The 12,109-nt window shown below is 60.9% G+C and carries 11 protein-coding genes; 4 read left to right on the plus strand and 7 right to left on the minus strand.

From position 1 onward, the window contains the following. Nucleotides 1-37: 37 nt before the first annotated feature. The 4 genes from AXG89_RS03740 to AXG89_RS03755 form a co-directional block, all read right to left on the minus strand. Nucleotides 38-634 carry an FMN-dependent NADH-azoreductase gene (locus AXG89_RS03740; RefSeq protein ID WP_062170258.1) on the minus strand — a complete coding sequence of 199 codons (597 nt, stop codon included), beginning with the start codon at nt 632-634 and terminating at the stop codon, nt 38-40. Between the two features lie 148 nt (nt 635-782). Then, the gene (locus tag AXG89_RS03745) at nt 783-2,582 is read right to left on the minus strand and encodes a M61 family metallopeptidase (RefSeq protein WP_062168057.1); all 1,800 of its coding nucleotides are present in this window, start codon (nt 2,580-2,582) and stop codon (nt 783-785) included. A 106-nt stretch (nt 2,583-2,688) separates the two neighbouring features. Further along, nucleotides 2,689-3,420: a DsbC family protein gene (locus tag AXG89_RS03750; RefSeq protein ID WP_062168059.1), complete on the minus strand. Its 732-nt coding sequence runs from the start codon at nt 3,418-3,420 to the stop codon at nt 2,689-2,691. Between the two features lie 35 nt (nt 3,421-3,455). Further along, a complete protein-coding gene (locus AXG89_RS03755; protein ID WP_062170260.1) occupies nt 3,456-4,628 on the minus strand; it encodes a UbiH/UbiF family hydroxylase in 1,173 nt (390 codons plus the stop codon). Between the two features lie 202 nt (nt 4,629-4,830). On the opposite strand from AXG89_RS03755, the gene ychF reads away from it, so the two are divergent. From ychF to AXG89_RS03775, 4 genes are all read left to right on the plus strand, one after another. Continuing rightward, nucleotides 4,831-5,925, plus strand: a complete 1,095-nt coding sequence (gene ychF, locus AXG89_RS03760; protein ID WP_062000386.1) for a redox-regulated ATPase YchF — start codon at nt 4,831-4,833, stop codon at nt 5,923-5,925. 135 nt (nt 5,926-6,060) lie between these two features. Next, nucleotides 6,061-6,141: a DUF3761 domain-containing protein gene (locus AXG89_RS44585; RefSeq protein WP_075359959.1), complete on the plus strand. Its 81-nt coding sequence runs from the start codon at nt 6,061-6,063 to the stop codon at nt 6,139-6,141. A 194-nt stretch (nt 6,142-6,335) separates the two neighbouring features. Continuing rightward, nucleotides 6,336-8,003 (plus strand): energy-dependent translational throttle protein EttA, encoded by a 1,668-nt coding sequence (gene ettA, locus AXG89_RS03770; RefSeq protein ID WP_062000389.1) that lies wholly within the window; start codon nt 6,336-6,338, stop codon nt 8,001-8,003. A 76-nt stretch (nt 8,004-8,079) separates the two neighbouring features. Next, complete coding sequence (locus AXG89_RS03775) at nt 8,080-9,198, plus strand: DUF748 domain-containing protein (RefSeq protein WP_062168062.1); 1,119 nt, start codon at nt 8,080-8,082, stop codon at nt 9,196-9,198. On the opposite strand, the gene AXG89_RS03780 is transcribed toward AXG89_RS03775, so the two are convergent. The 3 genes from AXG89_RS03780 to AXG89_RS03790 are packed head-to-tail and all read right to left on the minus strand — an operon-like array spanning nt 9,199 to nt 11,943. Further along, entirely contained in the window at nt 9,199-9,822 is a 624-nt protein-coding gene (locus AXG89_RS03780; protein ID WP_062168064.1) for an HAD family hydrolase, read from the minus strand. Nucleotides 9,823-9,837: 15 nt separating this feature from the next. After that, nucleotides 9,838-11,658, minus strand: a complete 1,821-nt coding sequence (locus AXG89_RS03785) for an aminopeptidase P family protein (protein WP_062168066.1) — start codon at nt 11,656-11,658, stop codon at nt 9,838-9,840. A gap of 21 nt (nt 11,659-11,679) precedes the next feature. Then, on the minus strand, nt 11,680-11,943 hold the full coding sequence (locus AXG89_RS03790; RefSeq protein WP_062000393.1) for a hypothetical protein: 264 nt from the start codon (nt 11,941-11,943) through the stop codon (nt 11,680-11,682). Between the last annotated feature and the right edge of the window lie 166 nt (nt 11,944-12,109).

Here is a 12,109-nt window from a genome sequence, read left to right on the forward strand (position 1 = left end):
TCAAACACACGGCGGGCTTTTTTAAAGCTGAAGCAACTTACAGTGCAGCGATCGAATCCCGCGCCGTAGCCAACGCGGCGCCGGCAGCGTCCGGACCCATTGCCAGGCCTTCAGCGAACACGAAGCTGACATCGGTCATGCCGAGGAACCCGAGGAACGACTTCAGATAAGGCGTTTGCGAATCGTTCGGCGTGCCGCTGTACTTGCCACCACGTGCCGACACAACGATCACCTTCTTGCCCGTCACGAGGCCCTCCGGGCCGTTCGCGCCGTATTTGAACGTGATGCCGGCGCGTGCGATCCAGTCGAAGTAAGCCTTCAGTTGCGATGAAATGCCGAAGTTGTACATCGGTGCGGCGATCACAACGATGTCAGCCGATTGCAATTCGGCGATCAGCGCTTCGCTCTTTGCATGAATGGCGTTTTGCTCGGCGGTGCGGGCATCGGCCGGCGTGAAGAACGCGCCTAGCGTGGCGTCGTCGAGATGCGGGAGGTTATCGGCGAGAAGGTTGCGAACCACGAGCTTCGCGCCAGCATGCGATTGCAGCAGCTTGGCCGCGACTTCGTCGGCGAGCAACGTGGACTGGGCGCCTTGCGAGCGGGCAGCGGAATTGATTTGAAGAATGGTCGTCACGATGACTCCTGTCCCTTGGTTGAGTGCGAGCGCGAAAACGCTCTGACAGGACGCATTCTTCGTGGTTAATCGATCGGGAAAAAGCTGTGCACCCATGACGGATCGTTGCACTGATAGAACAATCCGCCTTTTGGCCGCTATTGCTGCATCAACCTTTCAGCCAGCGTTCACGCCATTGCTTCGTCTGAGCGCTGGAATCGGCCGTGGAAAGCACGTAACGGGACACGTCCGGCGCGTCGAGTTTCACCTGCGTCACGCGCAATTCGTCGCGACGGAATGCGTGAACTTCAACCTTCGCGCCGGGCAGATAACGCGAAAGCAGTGAATCGAGATTGGAACCCGTGACGCGCAGACCATCGATTGCAACCAGCACATCTCCCGCCGATAACTCCGCCTTCTGCGCCGCACTGTTCTCGTGGACGGCCGCAAGCACGCAATCCGCGCCGCCGCGAACGCGTGCGCCAAGCGACGGCTTGCCTGCCGTGCCGTTCGTGGCGATATCGGCGGCGAGCTTGATGCCGAAAGGTTCCAGCAAGGTCTCCAGCGGCAGATCGCGCGTGCCGTGCACGCCCTCGCGGAAGAGCTTCCTCAGATCGGCGCCGGTGGCTTCGGCAAACAGCGCTTCGACTTCGTTCTCTTCAATGCCGCGCGCCCGGCCGTTGTAGAAATCGCGGCCGTAGCGCTGCCACAACAGACGCATCACGTCGTCGAGCGACTTCTTGCCTTCCGTTTGCGCGCGAATCGACAGATCGAAAGCCAGCGCGACGAGCGAGCCCTTCTGGTAATAACTGACGATGGCGTTCGCCGCGTTCTCATCCTGCCGATAATATTTGACCCAGGCATCGAACGAGCTTTCCGCGACGGTTTGCTTCAACCGTCCCGAGCCGCGCAACACGCCGCCGATCGTCTTGCCTAGCAGCGCAAAATAATCGCTTGCGCTGATCGAGCCGGTGCGCACGAGTATCAGGTCGTCGTAGTACGACGTGAACCCTTCGAACAGCCACAGCAACGACGTGTAATTTTCCTGCGATAAATCGTATGGCGCGAACGCTGCAGGTTTGATGCGCTTCACGTTCCACGTATGAAAATATTCGTGACTGCACAGCCCCAGATACGTCCTGTATCCATCGGTCATCTCCGGCCGTCCGGTGACGGGAAGGTCCGCGCGATTGCAGATCAACGCGGTCGATGCACGATGTTCCAGCCCGCCATAACCATCGCCAACGGCAACGGTCATGAACACATAACGATCGATAGGCGCCTTCTTCGTGCGCGGCTCGAAGAGCGCAATTTGAGACTCGCAGATGCGCTTGAGATCGGTTTCGAGACGCTGCATATCGAGCGCGGTCACGCGGCCCGAAATCACAATGTCGTGCTTCGCGCCGTGAGCATTGAAGGAACCGAGCGCGAACTCGCCGAGCGTCACGGGATGATCGATCAGCGCGTCGTAATTCGGCGCTTCGTACGCGCCAAAGCCATAGCGCTTCGTGCCGCGCGCTTCCGGCAACGCCGTGGCGACGCGCCAGCTTGCATACTGCGCGCCCGAAGGCTTCTGAATATCCACGATGCACGGCGCATCCGCCTGCCCTTCCACGGCCAGGAACACGCTCGTGCCGTTGAAGAAGCCGATGGTGTCATCCAGATGCGCCGCTCGCACCGACAAATCCCAGCCGTAGACCTCGTAACGCAGCGTGATCGGGCCGTCGTGCGGCGCGGTTTGCCATGCGTGTTTGTCGGTCTTCTCGATGCCGATCTTCCGTCCCGCTGCGTTGAACGCCTGCAGCGTCACGATATTGCGCGCGAATTCGCGAATCATGTAGCTGCCCGGAATCCACACGGGCAGCACGAAGCGCTGGCCGTGTGGATCGGGTTGCGCAACGGTCAACGTCACTTCGAACACATGCGCTGCGGGATTTTTCGGAACGATGGTGTACCGGATGGCGTTCATGCTTCGAGGTCCTTTCTTCTTATCGCCGGCGAGGCTGGCGTTGGATGCCTGTTTGAAAGCGAAAGAGGCGCATCGCGCGCCTCCTTTCGTGGATCGGCCGCTACGTTCAGCGAACCGCCGACAATTCCTTTTCCAGCCGGTCAGCCGGAATGGCGCCGGGGAGACGGCGTCCATCGGCGAGGAAAACCGTAGGCGTGCCGGTCACGTTCATCGACTGGCCGAGCTTCAGGTTTTTATCGATGGCGGTCGTATCGCAACTTGCCGAAGCGGTCGGCGCGCTGTGGTCGAGCATCCAGCCTTCCCATGCATTCGAGCGATCCTTCGAGCACCAGATGGACTTGGACTTGGACGTAGAATCCGGCGATAAAACCGGGTACAGGAACGTGTAGACGGTGACGTTATCCACGGATTTCAGCGTGGTTTCGAGCTGCTTGCAATACGGGCAGTTCGGGTCCGAGAACACCGCAATCTTGCGTGCGCCGGTGCCCTTCACGACCTTCACGGCGTTCTCGAACGGCAGCTTCGCAAAGTCGATCTTGTTGGTTTCGGCGAGACGCGCTTCGGTGAGATTCGTGCGCGTGCGGGTATCGACGAGATCGCCCATCAGCAAGTAATTGCCGGTCGCGTCCGTATAGACGATCTGCGCGCCGAGGTTCACCTCGTACAGGCCCGGAACGGGCGACTTCTGGATGCTCTTGATATCGGCGTCGCCAATACGCGACTGCAGCGTGGACTTGATCTTGTCGGTGGTCTGATCGGCCTGGGCCGCGATGCCGATGCCAAACACCGCTGCCAGCGTGGCGGCAGCGACCAGAGCGCGGCGAAGAGTGATTTTCATTCGGATTCCTGTGATGCTGAAAAGTGAATAGGTCTTTAGCCAAGCGCAGCTGAAACGAGCCAGCGCTTGATCTGCGGCTGCGCGCCAACGAGCGCCATGCCCGTATTGCGCACCGCGCTTGCAAGCGTGCCGGGCACGGCAAAGAGTCGTTGCAGGCCATCGCACGCGATGGTCAGTTTTTGAATGTCCTCGCGGCGGGCGCGTTCGTATCGGCGGAGTAAAACCGGATCGCCCGCGGAACGGAAGGCTTCCTTGCCGGCGAGTGTATCCGCGAGCGCGGCGACATCGCGCAAACCCAGATTCATGCCCTGTCCCGCAAGCGGATGAATCAGGTGTGCAGCGTCACCGACCAGCGCCACACGCGGCCCGACCAGACGATCCACCGTTTGCAGCGCAAGCGGGAAACCGTGCGCCGGCGTCACGCATTCCAGCGTGCCGAGCATGTTTTGCGTGGCTTTCTCGACTTCGGCCGCGAGTTGCTCGGGATCGAGCTTCAGCAGGGCATCGGCATGATCGGCTTTCGCGGACCAGACAAGCGACACGTAATCGCCCGGCAACGGCAACAGCGCGATGATTTCGCCGTCACGGAACCATTGGTATGCAGTTTCGGCGTGTGGTTTCTCGCACTTGAAATTCGCGACCACGCCGGTCTGCCGATATTCCCTCCGATGCATCTTCGCGCCCGTCTGCGCACGCACCCAGGAGTGCGCACCGTCGGCGCCGACCACGAGATCGGCTTCGAGCGTGTCGCCGTTGGCGAGCGTGAGGTGCGCGGCGTCATCGTGAATCACGAGGCCCTGCGCGCGCGAATCGATCCACGTGAGGTTCGGCTGGAAACGCAGCGCGGCATCGAGCGAACGTTCGATCAGCGACGACTCCGCAATCCACGCCAGTTGCGGCACGGCGGCCTGGAACGCGGAAAAGTGCAGTTCGGCGAAGGCATCGCCGAAAACCCGCATGTCCAGCACCGGCCCGAGCTTTTCACGCTCGAGCGCCTGCCAGACGCGCAAGCGTTCGAGCAACGCCTGCGAACTCGACGAAAGCGCGTAGATTCGCGAATCGAAGCTGCCGGCGGCGGGCGGCGGTGCGGCCGGCGTTGCAAGCAATGCCGTGCGCAAGCCGGATTGCGTCAGCGCGAGCGCCGCCGTCTTGCCGACCAGGCCGCCGCCAACCACGACCGCGTGGAAATTTCGAGAGTGGAAAGTCATGCGGGCATTATAGCCGCGGGGGTATTTCGAGATTTGATGCGCAACACGGTGTTTCGACCGTGTATCCCTGCGCGCCCAGCGTGCCGGGCCAGAGCGGTACAATATGGGTTTGTCCGGCCCGCAAGACGTGGCCGCCCGCTGCACAGCGAAATGCAGCGTTGACCCACGCGGCGCACGCCGTTTCACCAGTTCGAAGGATCCCATGAGCCTCCAATGCGGCATCGTCGGCTTGCCCAACGTCGGCAAGTCCACACTGTTCAATGCACTGACCAAGGCCGGCATCGCCGCCGAAAACTACCCGTTCTGCACGATCGAGCCGAACGTCGGCGTGGTCGAAGTACCCGATCCTCGTCTCGCCGCCCTGTCCGACATCGTCAAGCCCGAGCGCGTGGTTCCGGCGATCGTTGAATTCGTCGATATTGCCGGCCTCGTCGCCGGTGCGAGCAAGGGCGAAGGTCTCGGCAACAAGTTCCTCGCGAACATCCGCGAAACCGATGCGATCACGCATGTGGTCCGCTGCTTCGAAGACGAGAACGTGATTCACGTCGCGAACAAGATCGACCCGCTGGCGGATATCGAAGTCATCAACACCGAACTGGCGCTGGCGGATTTGTCGACGGTGGAGAAGGCGCATCATCGTTATGCGAAATCGGCGCGTTCCGGCAACGACAAGGAAGCGGCGAAGCTCGTGCCCCTGCTCGAAAAGATCCAGGCGCAGCTCGACCAGGCGAAGCCCGTGCGCGGCCTGGACCTGAGCGAGGACGAACTCCTGCTGATCAAGCCGCTGTGCCTGATCACGGCCAAGCCGACCATGTACGTGGCGAACGTGAAGGACGACGGCTTCGAGAACAATCCGCATCTGGACGCGGTGCGCAAGTACGCGGAAGCCGAAAAATCGCCGGTGGTGGCCGTTTGCGCGGCGATCGAAGCGGAAATCGCCGATCTCGACGACGCCGACAAGCAAGAGTTTCTCGCCGATATCGGCATGGACGAGCCGGGCCTCGACCGCGTGATTCGCGCGGGCTACACGCTGCTTGGATTGCAGACGTATTTCACGGCAGGCGTGAAGGAAGTGCGGGCGTGGACGATTCATATCGGCGATACGGCCCCCCAGGCCGCGGGCGCGATCCATACGGACTTCGAGCGCGGCTTCATTCGCGCACAGACCATTGCGTTCGATGATTTCATCGCGTTCAAAGGCGAACAGGGCGCGAAGGAAGCCGGGAAGATGCGGGCCGAAGGGAAGGAATATGTGGTCCACGACGGCGATGTGATGAATTTCTTGTTTAACGTGTGATTTAACGATTTTCCGTCCGTACTCGTTCCGAAAAGCGGGGTCCCTGGTAGAGGGATCCCGCTTTTTTCATCTCCCGACGCCGCCGGAAAGAGAGCGGGTAGCATCCTCGCGGACCATTTTCCTGAAGCCAGGAAGATGGTCATTGGCGCCTGGAGTTTCAGCCGCCATTACCGCGGAACATGCTCCCGGCACAGCGGCGCAGCGGTCTGGCGCTGAATCGCCGGACTCCACGCCGACCACCGGTATCCATCGAAGTACAATGTCGGCACGTTCCTGCTCCCTTGGGACACGCATCGTCGCGTATTGAATCGAGGTGCATCGCTGCAGCGGCTTGAAACGCCAGCCGCCGTCAGCCGAAGCCAGCCTCGAAAAGCAAAACCCCGAAAACCTCAAGACAACCGAATCCGCAAATGGCCCAATACGTCTTCACCATGAACCGCGTCGGCAAGATCGTGCCGCCGAAACGCCAGATCCTGAAGGACATCTCGCTGTCGTTCTTCCCGGGCGCCAAGATTGGCCTGCTCGGCCTGAACGGCTCGGGTAAATCGACGCTGATCCGCATCATGGCGGGCGTCGACAAGGAAATCGAAGGCGAAGCCACGCCGATGCCGAACCTGAACATCGGCTACTTGCCGCAGGAACCGCAACTCGACCCGCAGCAAACCGTGAGAGAAGCAGTCGAAGACGGTCTCGGCGACGTCTTCACCGCGCAAAAGAAACTGGACGACATCTACGCGGCCTACGCTGAGCCCGACGCCGATTTCGACGCCCTCGCCGCCGAGCAAGCCAAATACGAAGCCATCCTCGCAACGAGCGACGGCGGCACGCCCGAGCAACAGCTCGAAGTCGCCGCCGACGCGCTGCGTCTCCCCGCGTGGGACGCGAAGATCGAACATTTGTCCGGCGGTGAAAAACGCCGCGTGGCGCTCTGCAAGTTGTTACTGCAAAAGCCCGACATGCTGCTGCTCGATGAACCGACCAACCACCTGGATGCAGAATCCGTCGATTGGCTCGAGCAATTCCTGACGCGTTATCCAGGCACGGTCGTCGCCGTGACCCACGATCGCTATTTCCTCGATAACGCCGCCGAATGGATTCTCGAACTCGACCGCGGCCACGGCATTCCGTGGAAGGGCAATTACAGCAGTTGGCTCGACCAGAAGCAGGACCGGCTGAAGCAGGAAGAATCGTCGGAATCGGCGCGTCAGAAAGCGCTGAAGAAGGAACTGGAATGGGTGCGCCAGAACCCGAAGGGACGTCAGGCGAAATCGAAGGCGCGTATAGCGCGGTTCGAGGAACTCAACAGCCAGGAATACCAGAAGCGCAATGAAACGCAGGAAATCTTCATCCCGGTCGGCGATCGTCTGGGCAATGAAGTGATCGAATTCAAGAACGTCAGCAAGGCATATGGCGACCGTTTGCTGATCGATAACCTCAACATGAAGATACCGGCGGGTGCGATTGTCGGAATAATCGGGCCAAATGGCGCAGGGAAGTCGACATTGTTCCGCATGCTCACGGGTAAGGAGCAGCCGGATTCGGGCGAGATCGTGACCGGCCCGACCGTGAAGCTGGCTTACGTGGATCAAAGTCGCGACGCGCTCAATGGCAACAAGACCGTGTTCGAAGAAATTTCGGGCGGTGCGGATGTGCTGACCGTGGGCAAATATGAAACGCCGTCGCGGGCGTATATCGGGCGGTTCAACTTCAAGGGCGGCGACCAGCAGAAGACGGTCGGCGCATTGTCGGGCGGTGAGCGTGGCCGGTTGCATCTGGCAAAGACGCTGATTGAAGGCGGCAACGTATTGCTGCTGGATGAACCGTCGAACGACCTGGACGTTGAAACGCTGCGGGCGCTGGAAGATGCGTTGCTGGAATTCGCAGGATCGGTGCTCGTGATCTCGCACGATCGCTGGTTCCTTGACCGCATCGCAACGCACATCATCGCGTTCGAAGGCGATTCGCAAGTGACGTTCTTTGATGGCAACTATCAAGAGTACGAAGCCGACAAGCGCAATCGTCTCGGTGACGAAGCCGCGAAACCGAAGCGCCTGCGCTACAAGCCGATCATCCGCTAAACGCGGCAGATCGAGAATAACGACCAACAACGCATCGGCTCGCCGCCCGTGCGCGGCTTGATTTGGAGACATCGGGATGGCGGGTTCGAAGGCGCAGCGCGTGGTGCTGTGGGCGGGCGCGGTGATCGTGATTCTGCTGCTCGCGGCGGGCGGCGGCTGGCTGTACGTCATGCACGAGATGAAGGCCCGTGTCGTGGAAGCGCTCGGGCCGCTCGGATCAGTCGAAGATGTCGATGTCGGTTACTCGCGGATCACGCTCAGCCGTCTGCGTTTGCGCGGTCCGAAGGGCTGGCCCACGGAAGACGCATTGCGTGCCGAACGCGTGACGCTCAACGTCGATATGCGCTCCGTGCTGACCAGCACGCTGCATCTGCGTCACATCACGGTCGATGGCTTTTATCTCTCGGTAGCGCGTTTTCCGGACGGCCGTGTCGACCTGCTTCCCAACCTTAAGCAGTCCACGCGCGAGGCGCAAGCCAGTTCAACCGAAGCCGCCGAGCATGCGCGCGAAGACCGCCTGATCGATCATGTCTCGTTCGAGCGCGGCGCCATGGAATTCTTCGATGAATCGGTGCAACAGCCGCCGTATCGGATCCTGATTTCAAATGCCCGCGCAACAGTTGACAACTTGCATCTCCCCGCGCTCACGGAGCCGACCAAGCTCGACATGACCGGCTCGATCAAAGGGCAGTCGCACACGGGAACGGTTGCGTTCAACGGCTGGATGAAGATTGCGAACAAGGATTCGCAGACGCATACGACCTTGCGTAATGTCGATATTGCCACGCTCGATCCGTATCTGATGAAAAAGGCCGGCGCGCGCACCACGGTGACCGGCGGCACGATCGATCTCACGCTCGACGCCACCGTGCAGAATTACACGATCCACGCGCCGGGATCGGTGCTGCTGAACCATTTGCAGTTATCGGATAACGGGAATCCGCTCGACACGTTCCTCTCCATCCCCACGAAGATCGCAATCGCGGCGTTGAAGAATCACGATCAGATCAAGCTCGACTTCGAACTCGATGGCAACCTGCGCGATCCGAAGTTTTCGCTCAACGAAAGCCTGACGAAGAAACTCGCAGCAGGTTTCGCGAAGGCGCTTGGCGTGAATGCAGAAGGCGTCGCCAGGAACGCGGGGGGTGTAGTCAAGAACATTGGCGACGCGCTGAAGAATTTGTTTGGGAAATGATCAGACTGGCAAGCCGAGCGCTCGCAGACGCGCTTCGGTCTGCTCCGCGTTCGTGTGATGCACGGCGTTCCAGCCAAGTGCGGTCGCGGCGGCGATGTTCTTCGCGTTATCGTCGATGAAAACGACTTCCTGCGGTTGAATGCCCGGAAAATGCCGGTCGATTTCCTTCCACATCAACGCGAAAATCGCCGGATCGGGCTTCGCAACCAGCACGCGTCCCGATACCACCACTTCCCGAAAACGCTGCAGCACCGGAAAACGCTCCCACGCCCACGGGAAGGTTTCCGCCGACCAGTTGGTCAGCCCGAACAGCGGAATATCCGCCGCTTCCAGCTTGTCCACCAACGCTACGCCGTCTTCCAGCACGCCCGCCACCATCTCCTGCCAGCGCTCGTAGAACGCGCGGATCAGCGCCTCATGCTCGGGAAACTTGGCAATCAGCTCGGCGTTGCCGTCAGCGATGGTCTGCCCTGCGTCCTGCTGCAGCACCCAGTCCATGTGCACGACGTTGTCCATGAACCAGCGCCGCTCAGCCTCATCCGGAATCAGGCGGCTATACACGTACTCGGGATTCCAGTCGATCAGCACGCCGCCGAAATCGAACACCACTGCCTTGATCGCCATGCGCTTTGAGCTCCGTTAAATAGCCTGCGTGCGTTTTTCGAGCCACGTTTTTGCCGCGCCGGAAACATGCGGCGAAACGCGTTCAAGCACAGTTGCGTGATAGTCGTTGAGCCACGCGCGTTCGTCGTCGCGCAGCAAGGTGAGGTCGATGCAGCGTGTATCGATCGGACACAAAGTCAGCGTTTCGAACTTGAGGAAATCGCCGAATTCGGTTTTGCCGGCGGCTTCGTTCATCACCAGGTTTTCAATGCGAATGCCCCATTTCCCCGGCCGATAAAGCCCCGGCTCAATCGACGTGATCATGCCTTCTTCCATCGCCGTGAAAGGCTCGGCCGGCGCGTAGTGCGAGATGACCTGCGGACCTTCGTGCACGTTCAGGAAGTAGCCCACGCCATGTCCGGTTCCATGGCCATAGTCCGCGCCCGCTTCCCAGATGGGCGCACGGGCGATGGCATCGAGCATCGGCGAACGGATGCCGCGCGGGAAACGGGCGCGCGACAACGCGATCGTCCCTTTGAGCACGACGGTGAAATCGCGCTTGTGCTCGGCGGTGATCTTGCCGATGGGCACCACGCGCGTGATATCCGTCGTACCGCTCAGGTACTGCCCGCCTGAATCGATGAGCAACAAACCGTTGCCTTCGATCACCGAATGCGAGTCGTCGGTGGCGCGGTAATGCGGCATCGCACCGTTTGCGTTGAACCCGGCAATGGTCGCAAAACTCAGCGTGACGAAACCCGGGCGGCGAGCGCGCGCGGCCGTCAGTTTTTCATCGATGGTCAGTTCCGTGATCGTCTCGCGCCCGAGCGCGTCTTCGAACCATGCGAAAAACTCGGCTAGGGCCGCGCCGTCCTGTTCCATGGTGGCGCGAATGTTGACGGCATCGGCGGCGGTCTTGCGCGACTTGGCGAAGGTCGACGGATTCACCGACTCCACGATCTTCACTTTCGCCGGCACTTTCTCGAGCGAGCCGAACGTGACGCGGCGCGGATCGACGAGCAACGTGGAACCTGCCGGCAACGCGGCGAGCGCATACCCGGTTTTGGCGTACGGCTCGACATACACGTCGTCTTTCAGCAGCGACGCTTTCAACTCGGCGGGGATTTTTCCATCGCCGACGAACAATGCCGCGTCATCCAGCCCGATCAACGCATGCGCGACGAACACAGGGTTGTAGGTGACGTCGGCGCCGCGCAGGTTGAAAAGCCACGCGAGGTCGTCGAGGGTGGAAATGAAATGCCATTGCGCGCCTTTCTCGCGCATCACACGGCGAACATCGGCTAATTTATCCGCGCGGGACACGCTCGATTGAGGCGCAACGTGCTCATAAACGCTGTCCGACGGCAAACCCGGCCGCTCCGGCCAGACGGCATCGAGCAGATCCAGATCCGTGCGCAACACGATCCCGCGCGCTGTCAGGGCGTCCTTCAGCGTGCGTGCGGCGGCTACGCCGAGCACGGTGCCGTCGACGGAAACCGTATCGCCCGCCGCAACATTTTCGGCAAGCCAGTCCACGTGCGGCGCCGACTGCTGGCCGGCCATCATCTTCACAAGCGTGATGCCGGTGCCGGCGAGTTGCGCTTCAGCTTGCGTCCAGTAGCGGCTATCGGCCCAGACGCCGGCGAAATCGGGCGTCACGACCAGCGTTCCTGCCGACCCGGTGAATCCTGACAGCCACTGCCGCGCCTGCCAGCGCTCGGGCAAGTATTCCGAGATATGCGGATCCGACGACGGCACCAGCACGGCGGCCAGCGCCTCGCGCGCCATGACACCGCGCAGCAACTCGATTCGCCGGGCGAAGGTCTCGGCATTGGGGGAAATCAGTCGATCGTTCATGGAGTCACCTGCAGAAATTATTTAACGCCGCGCCGCCAGCCCGACCGCGACGCTCACCGCGACGAGCGCGACCAGCGCGCACGCCAGCCACTCGAGCGAATCGCCATCGTGAAAAGCGCCAGTGACGTTGCCCAACATCTTCGCGACGACTGCGCCAAGGACGGCGGCAGCCAGGGCCAGCCAGAAACGGCCGGCGCGTTTTGCGCCCGACCGGCGCAAGGGATGCAGCCACCAGCCCGCCAATCCGATCACGAGTCCGAGAAAAACGATGCCAAACCAACCCATCAGGAATTCATCCGGACCGAATTCAGACTAAACCTATGTGTCGAATCGGATGGGTGAACTAGCATTTTCAATCCTGTGTTATTAGAAGGTTTGGAAGGCGCTCGCAGCGCAGCGGTTGAGTTTAGGGGGCTGGAATGGCGATGGCAAGCACACGCCGCGCCGTGCG

The organism is Burkholderia sp. PAMC 26561 (assembly GCF_001557535.2).
In the GTDB taxonomy this organism is placed as follows: domain Bacteria; phylum Pseudomonadota; class Gammaproteobacteria; order Burkholderiales; family Burkholderiaceae; genus Caballeronia.

Excerpts from the sequence above, each read along its gene's own strand:
- AXG89_RS03750 (WP_062168059.1), bottom strand. The coding sequence starts at position 3,420 with ATGAAAATCACTCTTCGCCGCGCTCTGGTCGCTGCCGCCACGCTGGCA.
- AXG89_RS03790 (WP_062000393.1), bottom strand. The coding sequence starts at position 11,943 with ATGGGTTGGTTTGGCATCGTTTTTCTCGGACTCGTGATCGGATTGGCG.
- AXG89_RS03775 (WP_062168062.1), top strand. The coding sequence starts at position 8,080 with ATGGCGGGTTCGAAGGCGCAGCGCGTGGTGCTGTGGGCGGGCGCGGTG.
- ychF (WP_062000386.1), top strand. The coding sequence starts at position 4,831 with ATGAGCCTCCAATGCGGCATCGTCGGCTTGCCCAACGTCGGCAAGTCC.
- AXG89_RS03755 (WP_062170260.1), bottom strand. The coding sequence starts at position 4,628 with ATGACTTTCCACTCTCGAAATTTCCACGCGGTCGTGGTTGGCGGCGGC.
- AXG89_RS03780 (WP_062168064.1), bottom strand. The coding sequence starts at position 9,822 with ATGGCGATCAAGGCAGTGGTGTTCGATTTCGGCGGCGTGCTGATCGAC.
- AXG89_RS44585 (WP_075359959.1), top strand. The coding sequence starts at position 6,061 with ATGGTCATTGGCGCCTGGAGTTTCAGCCGCCATTACCGCGGAACATGC.
- AXG89_RS03785 (WP_062168066.1), bottom strand. The coding sequence starts at position 11,658 with ATGAACGATCGACTGATTTCCCCCAATGCCGAGACCTTCGCCCGGCGA.
- AXG89_RS03745 (WP_062168057.1), bottom strand. The coding sequence starts at position 2,582 with ATGAACGCCATCCGGTACACCATCGTTCCGAAAAATCCCGCAGCGCAT.
- ettA (WP_062000389.1), top strand. The coding sequence starts at position 6,336 with ATGGCCCAATACGTCTTCACCATGAACCGCGTCGGCAAGATCGTGCCG.